General features: G+C 70.1%; 19 protein-coding genes. 1 reads left to right on the forward strand and 18 read right to left on the reverse strand.

What is annotated here, in order from left to right; translation table 11 throughout:
- Window positions 1-119: 119 nt before the first annotated feature.
- Both tsf and rpsB read right to left on the reverse strand, forming a co-directional pair.
- Complete coding sequence (tsf, locus tag ACWDR4_RS37905) at window positions 120-956, reverse strand: translation elongation factor Ts (protein ID WP_450415271.1); 837 nt, start codon at window positions 954-956, stop codon at window positions 120-122.
- A gap of 98 nt (window positions 957-1,054) precedes the next feature.
- The gene (rpsB, locus tag ACWDR4_RS37910) at window positions 1,055-2,029 is read right to left on the reverse strand and encodes a 30S ribosomal protein S2 (RefSeq protein WP_450415273.1); all 975 of its coding nucleotides are present in this window, start codon (window positions 2,027-2,029) and stop codon (window positions 1,055-1,057) included.
- Window positions 2,030-2,300: 271 nt separating this feature from the next.
- Between rpsB and ACWDR4_RS37915 the strand changes: the two genes are divergently transcribed.
- A complete protein-coding gene (locus tag ACWDR4_RS37915; RefSeq protein ID WP_450415274.1) occupies window positions 2,301-2,873 on the forward strand; it encodes a murein hydrolase activator EnvC family protein in 573 nt (190 codons plus the stop codon).
- Between the two features lie 36 nt (window positions 2,874-2,909).
- Here the strand turns inward: ACWDR4_RS37915 and ACWDR4_RS37920 are convergent, their stop codons facing one another.
- From ACWDR4_RS37920 to rpsP, 16 genes are all read right to left on the reverse strand, one after another.
- Entirely contained in the window at window positions 2,910-3,467 is a 558-nt protein-coding gene (locus ACWDR4_RS37920) for a TetR/AcrR family transcriptional regulator (protein ID WP_450415292.1), read from the reverse strand.
- A 61-nt stretch (window positions 3,468-3,528) separates the two neighbouring features.
- Window positions 3,529-4,371, reverse strand: a complete 843-nt coding sequence (gene whiG, locus ACWDR4_RS37925; RefSeq protein ID WP_330287505.1) for an RNA polymerase sigma factor WhiG — start codon at window positions 4,369-4,371, stop codon at window positions 3,529-3,531.
- A 322-nt stretch (window positions 4,372-4,693) separates the two neighbouring features.
- The gene (dprA, locus tag ACWDR4_RS37930) at window positions 4,694-5,836 is read right to left on the reverse strand and encodes a DNA-processing protein DprA (RefSeq protein ID WP_450415293.1); all 1,143 of its coding nucleotides are present in this window, start codon (window positions 5,834-5,836) and stop codon (window positions 4,694-4,696) included.
- Between the two features lie 328 nt (window positions 5,837-6,164).
- Window positions 6,165-7,787 (reverse strand): YifB family Mg chelatase-like AAA ATPase, encoded by a 1,623-nt coding sequence (locus tag ACWDR4_RS37935; RefSeq protein WP_450415276.1) that lies wholly within the window; start codon window positions 7,785-7,787, stop codon window positions 6,165-6,167.
- On the reverse strand, window positions 7,787-8,182 hold the full coding sequence (locus ACWDR4_RS37940) for a YraN family protein (protein WP_450415277.1): 396 nt from the start codon (window positions 8,180-8,182) through the stop codon (window positions 7,787-7,789). Before ACWDR4_RS37940 ends, ACWDR4_RS37935 begins: the two co-directional genes overlap by 1 nt.
- A gap of 107 nt (window positions 8,183-8,289) precedes the next feature.
- Window positions 8,290-8,598, reverse strand: coding sequence for a DUF2469 domain-containing protein (locus ACWDR4_RS37945; RefSeq protein WP_003965949.1), 309 nt, complete (start codon window positions 8,596-8,598; stop codon window positions 8,290-8,292).
- A gap of 55 nt (window positions 8,599-8,653) precedes the next feature.
- Window positions 8,654-9,136: an NUDIX hydrolase gene (locus tag ACWDR4_RS37950; RefSeq protein WP_450415294.1), complete on the reverse strand. Its 483-nt coding sequence runs from the start codon at window positions 9,134-9,136 to the stop codon at window positions 8,654-8,656.
- A 37-nt stretch (window positions 9,137-9,173) separates the two neighbouring features.
- Window positions 9,174-9,923, reverse strand: coding sequence for a signal peptidase I (gene lepB / locus ACWDR4_RS37955; protein WP_450415279.1), 750 nt, complete (start codon window positions 9,921-9,923; stop codon window positions 9,174-9,176).
- Window positions 9,924-9,960: 37 nt separating this feature from the next.
- A complete protein-coding gene (lepB, locus tag ACWDR4_RS37960) occupies window positions 9,961-10,980 on the reverse strand; it encodes a signal peptidase I (protein WP_450415281.1) in 1,020 nt (339 codons plus the stop codon).
- Window positions 10,871-11,953 (reverse strand): signal peptidase I, encoded by a 1,083-nt coding sequence (gene lepB, locus ACWDR4_RS37965; RefSeq protein WP_450415282.1) that lies wholly within the window; start codon window positions 11,951-11,953, stop codon window positions 10,871-10,873. The genes lepB (ACWDR4_RS37960) and lepB (ACWDR4_RS37965) overlap by 110 nt, the downstream gene beginning before the upstream one ends.
- Complete coding sequence (lepB, locus tag ACWDR4_RS37970) at window positions 11,946-12,662, reverse strand: signal peptidase I (protein WP_450415284.1); 717 nt, start codon at window positions 12,660-12,662, stop codon at window positions 11,946-11,948. Before lepB (ACWDR4_RS37970) ends, lepB (ACWDR4_RS37965) begins: the two co-directional genes overlap by 8 nt.
- A 60-nt stretch (window positions 12,663-12,722) precedes the next feature.
- Window positions 12,723-13,073 carry a 50S ribosomal protein L19 gene (rplS, locus tag ACWDR4_RS37975; protein WP_450415286.1) on the reverse strand — a complete coding sequence of 117 codons (351 nt, stop codon included), beginning with the start codon at window positions 13,071-13,073 and terminating at the stop codon, window positions 12,723-12,725.
- 133 nt (window positions 13,074-13,206) lie between these two features.
- Window positions 13,207-14,028, reverse strand: a complete 822-nt coding sequence (gene trmD, locus ACWDR4_RS37980) for a tRNA (guanosine(37)-N1)-methyltransferase TrmD (protein WP_450415288.1) — start codon at window positions 14,026-14,028, stop codon at window positions 13,207-13,209.
- Window positions 14,028-14,591, reverse strand: a complete 564-nt coding sequence (gene rimM / locus ACWDR4_RS37985; RefSeq protein WP_450415289.1) for a ribosome maturation factor RimM — start codon at window positions 14,589-14,591, stop codon at window positions 14,028-14,030. The genes trmD and rimM overlap by 1 nt, the downstream gene beginning before the upstream one ends.
- A 106-nt stretch (window positions 14,592-14,697) precedes the next feature.
- Entirely contained in the window at window positions 14,698-14,937 is a 240-nt protein-coding gene (locus ACWDR4_RS37990) for an RNA-binding protein (protein WP_006373563.1), read from the reverse strand.
- Between the two features lie 2 nt (window positions 14,938-14,939).
- The gene (rpsP, locus tag ACWDR4_RS37995; protein ID WP_235474561.1) at window positions 14,940-15,359 is read right to left on the reverse strand and encodes a 30S ribosomal protein S16; all 420 of its coding nucleotides are present in this window, start codon (window positions 15,357-15,359) and stop codon (window positions 14,940-14,942) included.
- Window positions 15,360-15,640: the final 281 nt, after the last annotated feature.

Genomic DNA, 15,640 nt, shown 5'->3' on the forward strand with positions numbered 1-15,640 from the left:
GCCTCCTCGTCAGATCTGCTGTCGTCCGCCACGCGCGCGTGCGTGACGGCGTACGCGCGTGACTGCCGTCGACCCTATAGGCATGCCTGTGTGGGCCGCGCGTCGATCGCGGTACGGACTCAGATGCCGACCTTGATGCGCGTGAAGCGCTTCAGGGTGACACCGGCCTCGTCCAGGACCTTCTGGACGGACTTCTTGTTGTCCAGGGCGTACGGCTGGCCGAGCAGCGTGGCGTCCTTGAAGAAACCGTTGAGGCGACCCTCGACGATCTTCGGCAGGGCGGCCTCGGGCTTGCCCTCGGCGCGGGTGGTCTCCTCGGCGACACGGCGCTCGGTCTCGACGACCTCGGCCGGCACGTCCTCCTTGGAGAGGTACTTCGGCGCGAAGGCGGCGATGTGCTGCGCGATGCCCTTGGCAACCTCGGCGTTGGGCTTGTCCAGCTCGACGAGGACACCGATCTGCGGGGGCAGGTCGGGCATCGTGCGGTGCATGTACGCCAGTACGAAACCGTCCGCGAACTGCGCGAAGCGGTCCAGGACGATCTTCTCGCCCAGGTTGGCGTTGGCCTCGTCGACGTACGCCTGAACCGTCTTGCCGGGCTCGATCTCGGAGGCGAGCAGCGCCTCCAGGTCGGCCGGGGAGGTCTTGGCGACGTGCTCGGCGAGCGCGTTCGCGGCGGCCTGGAACTTGTCACCCTTGGCGACGAAGTCCGTCTCGCACTTCAGCTCGACGAGGACACCGGAGGTGTTGTCGTCGGCGATGATCGAGACGACCGCGCCGTTCTCGGCGGAACGGCCCTCGCGCTTGGCGACGCCCTTCTGGCCCTTGATGCGCAGGGCCTCTACGGCCTTGTCGACATCGCCCTCGGCCTCGTCCAGCGCCTTCTTGCAGTCCATCATGCCGGCGCCGGTGAGCTCACGGAGCTTCTTGACGTCGGCGGCGGTGTAGTTCGCCATGATTCTCGGAGTCTCTCTCGAAGTCTGAAAGATCTACGGATCGAAGGCGGGGGCCCGATGGAGGTGCCCCCGCCGTCAACAACCCGAAGGGGTGAGGGTCAGGCCTGCTCGGCGTCCGCGGCCGGAGCCTCGGCGACGGGAGCCTCGACGGGGGCCTCAGCGGCGACCTCGACCTCGGCCTCGGCAGCGGCCTCAGCCGGAGCCTCGGCAGCGGCCTCGGCGGGGGCCTCGACAGCGGCCTCAGCGGGGGCCTCGACAGCAGCGGCCTCAGCGGCGGGCGCCTCGGCGTCGTCGGCCTTCTTCTCGCCCTCGAGGAGGTCGCGCTCCCACTCGGCGAGGGGCTCGCCGGCGGCCTTCTCGCCCTTGTCACCGGTGTTGACGCCGGAACGGGAGATGAGGCCCTCGGCGACAGCGTCGGCGATCACGCGGGTGAGCAGGGTGACGGAGCGGATCGCGTCGTCGTTGCCCGGGATCTTGTAGTCGACCTCGTCGGGGTCGCAGTTGGTGTCGAGGATGGCGACGACCGGAATGTTGAGCTTCCGGGCCTCACCGACCGCGATGTGCTCCTTCTTGGTGTCCACGATCCAGACGGCGCTGGGCACCTTGGACATCTCGCGGATACCACCGAGGGTCTTCTCCAGCTTGGCCTTCTCGCGCGAGAGCACGAGAAGCTCCTTCTTGGTCAGACCGGACGCGGCGACGTCCTCGAAGTCGATCTGCTCAAGCTCCTTGAGGCGCTGCAGACGCTTGTAGACGGTCGAGAAGTTGGTGAGCATGCCGCCCAGCCAGCGCTGGTTGACGTAGGGCATGCCGACGCGGGTCGCCTGCTCGGCGATCGCCTCCTGCGCCTGCTTCTTCGTGCCGACGAACATGACCGTGCCGCCGTGGGCGACGGTCTCCTTGACGAACTCGTAGGCGCGGTCGATGTACGACAGCGACTGGAGCAGGTCGATGATGTAGATGCCGTTGCGCTCCGTGAAGATGAACCGCTTCATCTTCGGGTTCCAACGACGGGTCTGGTGACCGAAGTGGACGCCGCTTTCCAGCAGCTCCCGCATCGTGACGACGGCCATGGCCGTTCTCCTTGTGTTTCTCGGTTGTGCCGCGGGTACCGGCCGGCACCCGCGCCTGACGCCCGATTGCGCCTTGCCGCGAGGGACCGAGAGGCGCTGACACCGACTCCATACGGGGCCTGATGTCGGGGCGTGCGAAGTCGACCCGGTGACCCGGATCGCCAAAGGAAGTGTACGGGACCCGCGAGGCCCCGGGTGACGCCGATATCCACAACCGGTCAGTACTCCACAGCCCCACCCAGACACCCGCGAATCGGTCCATCCTCTCGCCATGCGAGCGAACCGAGGAGCGTGCTGGACCGTGGGGCTACTACTGACACTGACGACGTCGACGGCACAGGGAGCACCCGAACCCGACCCGCTCACATCGGATGCCCCGCCCACCCCCACGATCGCCCACACCTGGCCCGTGGGCACCCGCCCCCTGGTCCTACGGGCCTGGGAACCACCTCCGACGCCCTACGCGAGGGGCCACCGAGGCGTGGACCTGGCGGCAACCGCGGGCGCCCCGGTCCGGGCCGTGGCACCGGGCCGGGTGCACTTCGCGGGCCGGGTGGCGGGACGGGGAGTCGTCTCGGTGGAACTCACGGGCACGGGCACCCCACCCCTGCGAACAACGTACGAACCGGTGACGGCAGCGGTGAAGAAGGGCACGGAGGTGACAGCGGGCGAGGTGGTGGGCACGGTGGAACCAGGAGGCAGCCACTGCCCGACGACGTGCGTGCACTGGGGCCTACTGCGGGGCGACACCTACCTGAACCCGCTCACACTCCTGCCCCCATGGTTGGTACGCAGGGGCCCGTCCCGCCTACTACCGGTACAGGGCGTCCCACTACCCGCATAGCCACGCAGCCTGCGCCCACCCCAACCCCACCCACCCTCAGCCCCGCACACCCCGCAAAGCCATCCCCACAGCCGCATCCGTAATCACCGCAGGATCTTCCACAACCCCGAACTCGATCCGCCGCACAGCCGCATCGACAATCCCCTGCAACAACATCGCGGCCAGCCGAGGCTCCGCATGTCCGATGTCCCGCAACGCCTCGACCACCATCGCGACAAGCCCACCGTGCGCGGCCCGGATCTTCTCCCGGGCCCCCGCATCCAGCTCACTGGCCGAGATCGCCACCACGGCCCGATGCCGCCGGTCCCCCACCAGAGCGAGCTGCCGGCGCACATACGCCTCGACCTTGCCCTCGGGATCCTCCGCCGCGGCCATCGCCGCCTCGACCTCGGCCGCCCAGACCGGGAAGTCGACCTCGCACAGTTCCTCGACGACGGCCGCCCGCGACCGGAAGTACTCATAGACGGACGACCGCGCGAGGCCCGTCCGCTCGGCCAGGGCCGGGAAGGTCAGCGCCTCCGTCCCGCCCTCGGACAGCAGGGACCTCGCCGCGTCCAGCAGGGCGGCTCGCTGCATCGACCGGTGCTCGGCCACGGAGGCCGCTCGAATCCTTGGCACGTCAACCACTGTACGGACGGACGGCCCCGGAGGGGAGTCAGCGCCCGAAGCTCGCCAGTTTCGCGCGCAGTTGCAGGACCGACTTGGTGTGGATCTGGCTGACCCGGCTCTCGGTCACGCCCAGGACGTTGCCGATCTCCGCGAGGGTGAGCCCCTCGTAGTAGTACAGCGTCACGACGGTCTTCTCCCGGTCGGGCAGCGTGTTGATCGCCCGCGCCAGGAACCGCCGCAGCTCCCGGCCCTCGGCCACCTCGACCGGGTTGTCGGCGGCGGTGTCCTCCAGGGTGTCCATGAGGCTCAGCCGGTCACCGCCCTCGCCCCCCGCGTGCAGCAACTCCTCCAGCGCGACCACGTTCGCCAGCGACAACTGGCTGAACACGGCGTGGAGTTCGTCGACGGCGATGCCCATCTCGGCGGCCACCTCGCCCTCCGACGGCGTCCGCCGCAGCCGCGCCTCCAGCGTCGCGTACGCCCGCTCCACGTTGCGCGCCTTCTGCCGTACCGACCGCGGAATCCAGTCCAGCGCCCGCAGTTCGTCGATCATCGCGCCCCGGATGCGGGTGATCGCGTACGTCTCGAACTTGATCTCCCGCTCGATGTCGAACTTCTCGATCGCGTCGATCAGGCCGAACACCCCGGAGGAGACGAAGTCCGCCTGCTCGACATTGGGCGGCAGCCCGACGCTCACCCGGCCGGCGACGTACTTCACGAGCGGCGAGTAGTGCAGGATCAACTGCTCGCGCAGCCGCTCGTCGCCCGTCGTCTTGTACGAACGCCACAGCTCGTCGAGCGTCGAGGGAGCGGGCGGGCGCACGTTACCGCCGTCGCGGGCGGCCGGTGGGGCCGCCGCCCGGTCGGACCCGGAGGTGTGCTGGGGCATACGTCGCCTAGTGCCGTTCTGCCGTGAACCGGTGATGTCTGGATGAGTGCCCGGTCGGGCCGTCGGTCTGATGCGGTCTGATGTCGAATTACCCGTCTGGTCGAATTGCCTGTCCGACTGCCGGTCTGAGCCGGAATCCACGTGAGCGTAGCGTGACTGAGGTGTCGCAGTGTGCGAGGTCGGGGGGACGGGGTGTACGCAGATACGTTCCGCTGGACGCCCTCCAGGGTCATGGCCGTTGCCCTGTGTGACCATCGGAGCGGACCAACTGCGGGAAATGGCAAGGGCGTCGGGCATCCCTCGGACGGCCGAACACGCTCGGTCAGCACCGGTCTCGCCCGGACCGGACGGAGATCATCGCCTCGCGTGTCAACTTCCAGCCGTCGTCGTGTCGTTCGACGTAACCAAGTGATCGGAGCTCGTACAGCCGGGCGACCGCGTCGTCCTTGGCCGTCGACGCGCCCCGCGCGATGTCGTCCACCGTCGCCGTCCCGCGCGCGGGCAGCGCGGCCAGGACGCGCTCCGCCGCCGGTTCCAGCAGGTCGCGCGGGAGCACCGGCCCGCGCCGGTCCGGCGCCAGCTCGCCCATGTCCCCGACCAGCTCGGCGACTTCCGCGGCGTCGGTGACCAGCATCGCGTCCCCGCGCAGGAGTTCGTGCACACCCGCGGAGAGCGCGCTGGTGGCGGGTCCCGGCACCCCTATCGTGAACCGCCCCAGCCGCTGCGCGGCGCGCGCCGTGACGAGCGAGCCACTGCGGTACGCGGCCTCGACGACCACGGTCCCCCGGGTGAGGGCCGCGATCACCCGGTTCCGCTGCACGAACCGGCTCGGCGTCGGATGGTCACCGGGCGGCAACTCGCCCACCACCAGCCCCTGTTCGGCGATCCTGGTGATCAACTGGGTGTGCCCGCGCGGGTAGGGCCGGTCGACCCCGCAGGCCAGTACGGCGACGGTGGCCCCACCCGCACCGAGCGCACCCCGGTGCGCGGCCCCGTCGACCCCGTACGCCCCGCCCGACACCACCACCCACCCGCGCTCCGCGAGCCCGGCGGCGAGCGTGGCCGCCATGTGGGCGCCGTACTCAGTACAGGCCCGGGCCCCCACCACCGCGACGGACCGCAGCGCCCACATCCGCAGACTCGGCCGCCCACGCACCCACAACCCCACCGGCCGCGCATCCCCGAGGTCGTCGAGCTGGGCCGGCCACTCGGGCCCGCCGGGCCACACGAACCGCACCCCGGCCGCCCGCGCGACGGCGAGATCCCGCTCGGGCTCGGCCTGCGCGGCCCGCGCACACAGCCCCGCCCACCGCGTCCCGGTGACCCCGGTCAACATGGGCCCACCGTCCCGCAGCCGCCGCACCACCTCCACGGCCCCGCACTCCCGAACCCACCGCCCGGCGACCTCGTCACCGGGCTCGACAACCCGGGTGAGGAAAACCCGAGCAAGCCCTTCCGCCCCCAAAGAGCTCCCCGCCTCACCGCCGACCGACTCCCCACTCCGCTCACCACCGGTCACGAGCCCAGCCACCTCCCCCGTAACGTCAGCACCCCGCTCATCGGCACCCCCGTGCCCAACCGCACCGCCAGGACGGCACCCGTCTGGTCGGAACAACCGCGGCCGGTCACCCAACTCACCACTGACCGCACCTCCGCCCACCTCCCCCGTCACGTCAACACCCCAATGACCATCGGCACCCCCGCACGCAACTGCCGCGCCGGAGCGACATCCGCAGCGCCGGGCCAGTCGCCGCAGACCACCCGGCCCACCACCACCCACGCCCCCGCTCGCATCAACACGCCCCAATGGCCATCGGCACCCCGCGCGGCACCCCCGTACGCAGTTGCAGCGCCAGGGCGACGTCCGCCGCGTCGGGACGGTCGTGGGCTACGAGGTCCGCGACGGTCCAGGCGACCCGCAGGACGCGGTCGATGCCGCGCGCGGTGAGCACGCCCCGTTCCAGATTCCGCTCGGCCTCCTCCATCGCGCCGGGGACGGCATGCCAGCGGCTGCGCAGTTCGCGTCCCGGTACCTCGCTGTTGGTCCGCCACGGCGTGCCCACAAGCCGTGCCGCCGCCCGCTCCCGGGCCGCCCGGACCCGTTCGCGGACCGTCGCCGTGGACTCGCCCCGCGCCCCGCACTCGGTGAGCTGGGAGCGCGTGACCCGGTCCACCTCGACCCGCAGGTCGACCCGGTCGAGCAGTGGCCCGGAGAGCCGGGCCTGGTAGCGCCGGATCACCGAGGGCGGGCACTCGCAGAGGGTGTCCCGTTGCGAGAAACGGCCGCACGGGCAGGGGTTGGCCGCGAGGATCATCAGGAACCTGGCCGGGAACCGCACGACTCCCGCGCTTCGCGCGATCACCACGTGCCCGGCCTCCAGGGGCTGGCGCAGGGCGTCGAGAGCCTGGCTGCCGAATTCCGGGGTTTCGTCCAGAAAAAGTACGCCACGATGCGCGAGCGACACCGCTCCGGGCCGCGCGACGCCCTGTCCGCCGCCGACGAGGGCCTGCATGGTGGCCGAGTGGTGCGGGGCGCAGTAGGGCGCCGCATCGATCAGGGGCTTGCCCGGTGGCAGCAGGCCCGCGACCGAGTGGACGGCGGTGACCTCCAGCGACTCCTCCCGGGTGAGCCGGGGCAGGACGGCGGGCAGCCGCTCCGCGAGCATCGTCTTGCCGGCTCCCGGTGGCCCTTCCAGGAACACGTGGTGGCCGCCGGCCGCGGCCACCTCCATCGCCGTGCGCGCCGAGCGCTGGCCCACCACGTCGGCCAGGTCGTGGTCGTTGTCGTACTGGGCGGCGCCCATGCTGTGCATGCCGGTGGCCGCTCCGGTGCCCGGCATCCGCAGGCCCGCCATGAGCGGGTCGGGGCGGCCGTACTCGTCCGGTTCCTCGTCGGGTACGGGCTCGTCGGTGAGGACGGCGATCAGCTGCCGCAGACTGCGGACGCCGAGCACCGACACCCCGGGGACCAGCGCGGCCTCGGCGGCGGCGCACTCCGGCACGACGACCTGTTCGTAGCCCGAGTCGGCCGCCGCCAGCACGGCCGGCAGGATGCCCCGGACGGGCCGCACCCGGCCGTCGAGGCCCAGCTCACCGATCATCACGATGTCGGCGAGGACCCGGGGATCGATCCGCTCGGCGGCCCCGAGGACGGCCGCCGCGACGGCAAGGTCGAACCCGCTGCCGCTCTTGGGCACGGACGCCGGACTGAGCCCCACCGTGAGCTTCTTCTGCGGCCAGGCGGCGCCCGAGTTGACGACCGCCGCCCGGACCCGGTCCTTGCTCTCCGTCAGGCTCTTGTCGGGCAGCCCCACCAGGGTGAACGCGGCGACACCGGGTTCGAGATCCGCCTGGACCTCGACGACCACGCCCTCGACACCCACCAGCGCCACCGAACACGTACGGGCGAATGCCATCACGCCACCCCCCGCGCGTGTTCCACCACGGGCGCGCCACGCTCGGGCAGCAGAACGCCGACCAGGTCGATGCGGACCCCGCCGGGCGGCGCACCCCCGTGTTCCTGGACCCAGCGCTCGGCGAGGCCCCGCAGCCGCTCCGCCTTGGCCGGGGTGACGGCCGCCATCGGGTGCTGGAAGGCCCCCGCCGGGCCGGCCGCACGGCGGGTCTTGACCTCGCAGACGACGAGCGCGTCGCCGTCCCGGGCCACGATGTCGATCTCGCCGGTGCGGCCGGCGCGCCAGTTGCGGTCCAGGACCGTCATCCCGGCCTCGGTCAGCCGTCGCGCGGCCAATTCCTCGCCGTACCTGCCCAGTGCGCCGCGTTGTCCGTTGCGCGTGTTCACGTTGCTCATGTCGGCACCACCTCCGGCGCCAACAGTGAGGGCAGTTCAGCGAGCTATTGGATCTTGGTGGACAAGCTCGCCATTGTGGATAACTCCGCCACCCACACGAGTGACGGTCAGCCGCCCGGCAGCTCCAGATCGCTCTTGTTCAGCTCCTCGATGTTCACGTCCTTGAACGTGAGCACCCGTACCTGCTTCACGAACCGGGCCGGCCGGTACATGTCCCACACCCAGGCGTCCGCCATGGACACCTCGAAGAACACCTCACCCTGGACAGAGTGCACCTGCATCTCGTAGTCGTTGGTGAGGTAGAAGCGCCGTTCGGTCTCGATCACGTATTTGAACAGACCGACGACATCGCGGTACTCCCGGTAGAGCTTCAGCTCCATCTCGGTCTCGTACTTTTCGAGGTCCTCGGCGCTCATGGCATGTTCCCCTTCAGCCGTGCGTCCCACCATTGTGCGCCAGCCACGCGAGCCTCTAGACGATTTCCGTGTCGAGGATCTCGGGACTGGCCGGGGGCCCTTCGTCGAGCACCCTCCGCAGGAGCTCGGCGAGTCTGGTCGGATACACCGTCTCATGTGCCCGGGTCAGTTCCTGGCACGTCCACCAGCGCGCTCCGGCGACACTGCGCCGTTCCAGCTCCGTGAGCCCCGTGGCCCGGGTCTCGGTCCGGTCCGTACGGGCCAGGTAGTACCACTCGTCCTGGTCCCAGCGGCGCCCCGCGAACGGGAAGGAGCACGTGCGCCGCCACAGCACCGGGCCGAGTTCGACGTCGGCCGCGGTGATGCCGGTCTCCTCCGCGAGTTCCCGCAGCGCGGCCTCCTCGCGGGTCTCGTCGCCCTCCAGGCCGCCGCCGGGCGTGAACCACCAGTCGTCGGCCGGATCGTCCGGCTCGTGCCCGTGCAGCAGCAGAATCCGGTCCCGCGGATCGAGAAGCACGACCCTGGACACCTTGCGCATCCCGCCGACGTACGAGTCCTCGATACCGCCCACCGGTTCAGCGGGCACCGGCGGGCTCCGCCTCCGTGACAGGGCGCCGCCGCTTCGCCATCAGCGTGGCGACCGGCCCGTAGGCGCCGCCGCCCAGGACGAGCACCCCGCCCACCACGATCGCGACGGTGAGCAGCCGCAGCGGCCCCGGCGAGGACAGGCCCCCCAGGGTCTCGAAGCCCGTGGGACGGGCCAGCATGCCGTTCATGGGCCACACCACGGCGTCGACGCGGGCGGCCACCGAGCCGCGCGCCACCGTGCCGTTGAAGGCCTCCGTGAGGTGGGCCGTGGAGTCCAGCGAGCCGGTCCGCTCGTCCCCGAGCACGAACAGCCGTCCCTTGGGGACCGTGATCGACGGGATGCCCATCAGCTCTGCGGACTGGCCCTTGGGGATGTAGGACTCCTGGATCTGCTTGCCGTTGACGACCAGCTTGCCGTCCGTACAGCAGGAGACCGTGTCCCCGCCCACGGCCACGACCCGCTTGACCAGGGGCACGTCGCCCCAGCTCTCCTGTGTGAAGACCACGACGTCACCGCGCTCGATCTCACCGCCGTCGATCCGCTGGGCCAGCACCCGGTCACCGGCCACGATGGTGGGCGACATGGAGTCGGTCGGCACGGTGTACGGCTGGTAGAGGATCGCGCCCCAGACGAAGCCGCCCAGGAAGAGCACACAGCCGAGGGCCACGGCCAGTCCCGACAGCTTGCTGCCGAGCCGTCCGTGGCCCTCGTCCGTACGTGTAGTCGTGCTGGTCATCCAGTGGTCCCCCAGATCGGCTGCCTGGGACGGCACCCTACCCGGCGGTACCCGGCCCGGGAACACCGGAGTTTCCGGCGGTAACGGGAGGAGTCGTACGACCGACCGCGCGGCGCCTGCGCCACAGCACCAGCGGGACCGCGCCCGCGAGGCCGAGGGCGCCCGGAGCGGCGGCGCTCAGGTTCTGGTCGAAGGTGTCGGGAATCGGCAGCGTGTCCCAGCGGGTGGGCGGCCAGGCGACGACGATCGCACGGCCGACGACGTTGTCCACGGGGACGAAGCCCGCGTTCTTGTCCTCCTGGTGGTACCGGGAGTCCAGCGAGTTCTGCCGGTGGTCACCCATGACCCAGATTTTGCCCGTCGGTACCGTGACCTTGAACTGGCCGCCCTGGTCGTCGACGCTGCACGGGGTGTTCCCCGCGTACACGTACGGCTCGTCGAGCGCCTTGCCGTTGACCTTCAGCGGGCCCGTGCCGTTGCACTCGATCGTGTCGCCGCCGACGCCGATGACGCGCTTGATGAGGTCCTTCTCGTTGGCGGACGGCATCAGGCCGATCCAGCCGAGGACCCGCTGCACGGGGTTCGGTTCGACGGTCGGCTCGCCGGCCAGCCAGTCGGCGGGGTCGTGGAAGACGACGACCTCACCGCGCTCGGGCTCGGAGCCGAACCACGGGGTCAGCTTGTCGACCAGGACCCGGTCGCCCTGCTCCAGCGTGTGCTGCATGGAGTCCGAGGGGATGGAGAACGCCTGGACCAGGAAGGTCTTGATCAGCAGCGCGAGCACCAGCGCGATACCGATGAGCAGCGGCAACTCCTTCCAGAAGGAGCGCTGCTTCCTGGGCTTGTGGCCGGGCTCGCCGAGGTCCTGCGCCGTGTCGTCCCCGGAGTCCCCGCTGCCCGTCCCGGAGGACCCTGAGCCACTCCCGGAGAGCCCTGGGGCCCGGGGGTCACTCTCGGCGGGGCCGGCGTCCTCTGCGGCCGGTGGAACCGGCTCCGCGGGGCGCTGTTCCTCGGGACCGTCCTGTCCGGACCGTGCGCCGACCGCCAAATCCCCCACATCCACTCCTCACTCCGTGCCGCCGCCCGCGCCGGATGCGACGCAGGCCCACCACTCCCATAACGAGCGGGAGTTCCGCAGGGGTCGGGAGCGGGATCGATCCGTACCGATCCGCGGAAGCCACCCTATGCGACTGGCCGAGGGCGGTGGCCGACCCGCCCGGCACCGACGAGAACGTGTCCGGCTCCTCCAGACGGGTCCAGTGACCGAACGGCCAGGCGATGACCATGGCCCGGCCCACGACGGAGTTCAGGGACACCGTGCCGCTGTACGCCTCGGTGCGGTGGTAGCGGGAGTCGGCGGAGTTGGACCGGTGGTCGCCCATCACCCACAGGCGCCCCTCGGGGACCTTCACCTCGAAGGTGATGGAGGACGGCTTGTTGTCGGGGTGGATGTAGGTCGTCTCTTCGAGTGGCATGCCGTTGACGGTCACGCGGCCCTGGGAGTCACAGCACTTGACGGTGTCGCCGCCGACCGCGACGACCCGCTTGATGAGGTCCTTCTCGTTGTCCGAGGGCAGCAGACCGATGAAGGTGAGCCCCTGCTTGACCTGCTTGACGACGATGGGGTCCTCGCCCTTCTGGGCCGCCGGCTCGTCGTCGAGCCAGCCGCCGGGGTCCTTGAAGACGACGACGTCACCGCGCTGGGGCTCGGAGCCGAACCAGGGGGTGAACTTGTCCACGAGGACACGGTCGCCGATCTGGATCGTGTTCTCCATCGAGCCCGACGGGATCACGAACGCCTGCACGAGGAACGTCTTCAGAACCAGAGCTATGAGAACCGCGACGCCCACCAGGAGGGGTATCTCCTTGACTGCCGAGCGCCGCCTGCGCCGCTTGACCTTGCGCTGGAGCTTGCGCCGCTCGGCCCGGCCAGGCCTCGCGGCGGCGCCGGCCGCCCGGCGGGAGCCGGTGGGCAGCAGCTGCTCGGCGGGGCTGGTGGGCACCCCGCGCGGCTTGCCGCGGTTACCCATGGACACCGTCCGCGGCCGGAACACGCGCGTACGCGCCGGGTCGGTCCAGCCGGGTCCAGTGTTCGCTCGGCCAGGCGATCCAGTCGGCCCGGCCGATCACCCTGCCGACGGGCACCATGCCGCCGCCGGGTGAACCCAGGTGGTCCCGGGAGTCGCTGGAGTCGCTGCGGTGATCCCCCATGACGAAGAGTCTGCCCTCGGGCACCACGACGTCGAAGGACACCGTGGACGGGCTGTCACCGGGGTAAAGGAATGTCGACTCGTCGACCGACCGGCCGTTCACCTCGATCCTCCCCTCCTTGTCGCAGCAGACCACGTGGTCTCTCCCCACACCCACAACGCGCTTGATGTAGTCGGCGTGCCCGAAGTAGCCGGTTCCGTCGAACACGACGACGTCACCTCGCCGCGGCTCGGCACCAAAACGGTACGCCAACTTATTTACGAGAACGCGGTCCCCGATCCTCAATCCGCTCTCCATCGAGCGGCTGGGAATTTCGAACGGCTGGATCACGAACCTGCTGAAGAGCAGCAGGAAAACCAGACAGACCAGCACGGTCAGGGTGATCCGCCCACCCGGGAGCCACTCGGCCGCCCGGGACACCAACGCGAAACGCGACCGGTCCTCCGGCCCCTCGGTGTCCGAGATCTCCTCGGATCGAACAGGGTGGGAGGAGCGGTCGCGCTCCGTCGGCTGTGCTTCGGTGTCCATCGACGCAGGATGTTATCCGGCGTCGATGTGAGCCCTCTTTATATCGGGCTCCGCGAAAGCTCAGTTGTCGCGCTTCTCCTTGATCTTCGCGGCCTTGCCGCGCAGCTCACGGAGGTAGTACAGCTTGGCGCGACGGACGTCACCGCGCGTGACCAGCTCGATCTTCTCGACGATCGGGGTGTGCACCGGGAAGGTGCGCTCCACGCCGACGGAGAACGAGACCTTGCGGACCGTGAAGGTCTCGCGGACACCGGCGCCCTGGCGGCGGATGACTACGCCCTTGAACTGCTGCACACGGGAGCGGTTGCCCTCGATGACGCGGACGTGGACGTTGACGGTGTCACCCGGGCGGAAGGCCGGAACGTCGTCGCGCAGCGACGCGGCGTCGACGGAGTCGAGCAGGTTGGACATTTCGTCTGCTTTCTTCGCTGATGCCACAGGTCATCAACGGGAGCTTGGTTTTCGAAAGGATGCTGTCCGTGCCGGGGCGGGCGTCGTGTCCCCCCGTGGCAGGGGCGCACGCCGGACGACGCACAACAGCGACCTATTCTTCCACGGCCTCTGGCCTGCGCCAAAATCGGCCGTCGGGGGCGGGCTGCCACCCCATGATCGAGAGCATCTCGCGGTCCTTCTTGTCGAAGGCGGACGCGTCGGTCTGCTCGATCAGGTCGGGCCGGTTGGCCGCCGTACGACGCAGCGCCTCGTCCCGGCGCCAGCGCGCGATCTTGCCGTGGTGGCCGCTGAGCAGCACGTCCGGGATCTCCCGGCCGCGCCACTGGGGCGGCTTGGTGTAGATCGGCCCCTCCAGGAGGTTGGCCATGGCACCCGGCGCGAAGGAGTCGTCCCGGTGCGACTCGGCGTTGCCGAGGACCCCGGGCAGCAGCCGCGCGACGGCCTCCGTGATCACGAGTACGGCCGCCTCGCCGCCGGCGAGCACATAGTCGCCGATGGACACCTCGTAGACGGGCATCCTGGTCGCGTACTCGTCGATGACCCGCCGGTCGATGCCCTCGTACCTGGCCGGCGTGAAGACCAGCCACGGCCGCTCGGACAGCTCGACGGCGAGCGCCTGGGTGAAGGGACGGCCACTGGGCGTGGGCACGACCAGCGCGGGCTGCCCGGACCCGGTCTCGTATCCGTCGGCCAGCACGTCGTCCAGGGCGTCGCCCCAGGGGTCGGTCTTCATGACCATGCCCGGGCCGCCGCCGTAGGGCGTGTCGTCGACCGTGTTGTGGCGGTCGTACGTCCAGTCCCGAAGATGATGCACGTGCACATTCAGCTGTCCACGCGCGCGTGCCTTGCCGACGAGCGAGACGTTCAGGGGTTCGAGGTACTCGGGGAAGATCGTGACGACGTCGAGACGCATCAGGCGTCCGCCCCCGAGGAGTCCTCTTCATCCCTGGAGGACGCGATTTCGGCCTGGTCGTCGATCAGGCCCGGCGGCGGGTCGATGACCGCCCGCTGCTCCTCCAGGTCGATCTCCACCACGATCTCCTCGACGAACGGGACGTACACCTCACTGCCGTCGGGGCGCTCCACGACGAACAGGTCCTGGGAGGGCAGGTGCGAGATCTCGGTGATGCGTCCGATCTCGGTGCCGTCGGTCAGGACCACGTCCAGGTCCATCAGCTGATGGTCGTAGTACTCGTCCTCGCCCTCGGGCAGTTCCTCGGGGTCGATGTCGGCGATCAGCAGGACGTTGCGCAGGGCCTCGGCGCCGGTCCGGTCGCGTACGCCCTCGAAGCGCAGCAGGAGCCGGCCGCTGTGGACACGGCCCGTCTCGATGGTCAGCGGGCCCGCCGTGGCCGGGTCGGTGGCCAGGACGGCGCCGGGCGGGAGCCGCAGCTCCGGCTCGTCCGTACGTACCTCGACGGTGACCTCGCCCTTGATGCCGTGGGCGCGGCCCACGCGCGCGACTACGAGCTGCACTTTCTGGAATCTCCTGTCGTGTGCCTACGGCATTACCGCGTAGACGACTACGGGCCGGGGACGGCCCAAGTGGCCCTCCCCGGCCCGAGCCGGTGCTGCGTGATGATCAGCGAACCTGGTCCACGTCGACGAGGTCGACACGGACACCGCGCCCGCCGATGGCACCCACGACGGTTCGCAGGGCACGTGCGGTACGGCCGTTACGGCCGATCACCTTACCGAGGTCGTCGGGGTGGACCCTGACCTCCAGAACGCGCCCGCGACGCAGGTCGCGCGAGGCGACCTGCACTTCGTCGGGGTTGTCGACGATGCCCTTCACGAGGTGCTCAAGAGCCTCCTCGAGCATGCTCAGGCCTCGGTCGACGTGGACTCGGCCGCGGCCTCGTCCTTCTTCTCAGCCTTCTTCTTCTGAGTGATGGCCTCACCCTTGCCGTCGTTGTCGCCACCCAGGGCCTCGAACGACGGACGCGCGGCCTTCGGAGCGGCCACGAGCAGCGGAGCCGGGGCGGGCAGGCCCTTGAACTTCTGCCAGTCGCCGGTCAGCTTGAGGATGGCGAGAACCGGCTCGGTCGGCTGCGCGCCGACACCCAGCCAGTACTGCGCGCGGTCGGTGTCGACCTCGATGCGCGAGGGGTTCTGCACCGGGTGGTACAGGCCGATCTCCTCGATGGCCCGGCCGTCACGGCGGGTACGGGAGTCGGCGACGACGATGCGGTAGTGAGGCGAACGGATCTTGCCCAGACGCTTCAGCTTGATCTTGACTGCCACGGGAGTGGGTTCTCCTGGATTTGACGTGGTTGGGCACGGCGAGGTTGCCGCGTGGGGTTGCGGTACCCGAGTGCCCGATGGACGCGTCAGCCGGAGGCGAGAGGGTTCCTGTGCGGCTGTCGAGTACAGCTGGCCATTCTGCCATACCCTGCGGGTTGCCTGAACCGAAGGGCGTTGCTTGCGCCCATGCCTGATGGGCACCCCGCGCCAGGGTGCCGTAGAGGTCGTTCGCGCAGCCCGGCGCGTACGGGGTGCCGCTCTCTGTGGGCCGGGTGCCGCCC

This window comes from Streptomyces sp. NPDC000878 (assembly GCF_053599695.1).

Coding starts and splice junctions, on each gene's coding strand:
- ACWDR4_RS37945 (WP_003965949.1), bottom strand. CDS start 8,598: ATGAGCGCCGAGGACCTCGAAAAGTACGAGACCGAGATGGAGCTGAAG.
- ACWDR4_RS37915 (WP_450415274.1), top strand. CDS start 2,301: ATGCGAGCGAACCGAGGAGCGTGCTGGACCGTGGGGCTACTACTGACA.
- rplS (WP_450415286.1), bottom strand. CDS start 13,073: ATGTCCAACCTGCTCGACTCCGTCGACGCCGCGTCGCTGCGCGACGAC.
- ACWDR4_RS37950 (WP_450415294.1), bottom strand. CDS start 9,136: ATGCGCAAGGTGTCCAGGGTCGTGCTTCTCGATCCGCGGGACCGGATT.
- lepB (WP_450415279.1), bottom strand. CDS start 9,923: ATGACCAGCACGACTACACGTACGGACGAGGGCCACGGACGGCTCGGC.
- ACWDR4_RS37935 (WP_450415276.1), bottom strand. CDS start 7,787: ATGGCATTCGCCCGTACGTGTTCGGTGGCGCTGGTGGGTGTCGAGGGC.
- lepB (WP_450415284.1), bottom strand. CDS start 12,662: ATGGACACCGAAGCACAGCCGACGGAGCGCGACCGCTCCTCCCACCCT.
- rpsB (WP_450415273.1), bottom strand. CDS start 2,029: ATGGCCGTCGTCACGATGCGGGAGCTGCTGGAAAGCGGCGTCCACTTC.
- ACWDR4_RS37990 (WP_006373563.1), bottom strand. CDS start 14,937: ATGCTCGAGGAGGCTCTTGAGCACCTCGTGAAGGGCATCGTCGACAAC.
- trmD (WP_450415288.1), bottom strand. CDS start 14,028: ATGCGTCTCGACGTCGTCACGATCTTCCCCGAGTACCTCGAACCCCTG.
- whiG (WP_330287505.1), bottom strand. CDS start 4,371: ATGCCCCAGCACACCTCCGGGTCCGACCGGGCGGCGGCCCCACCGGCC.
- tsf (WP_450415271.1), bottom strand. CDS start 956: ATGGCGAACTACACCGCCGCCGACGTCAAGAAGCTCCGTGAGCTCACC.
- lepB (WP_450415282.1), bottom strand. CDS start 11,953: ATGGGTAACCGCGGCAAGCCGCGCGGGGTGCCCACCAGCCCCGCCGAG.
- ACWDR4_RS37940 (WP_450415277.1), bottom strand. CDS start 8,182: ATGAGCAACGTGAACACGCGCAACGGACAACGCGGCGCACTGGGCAGG.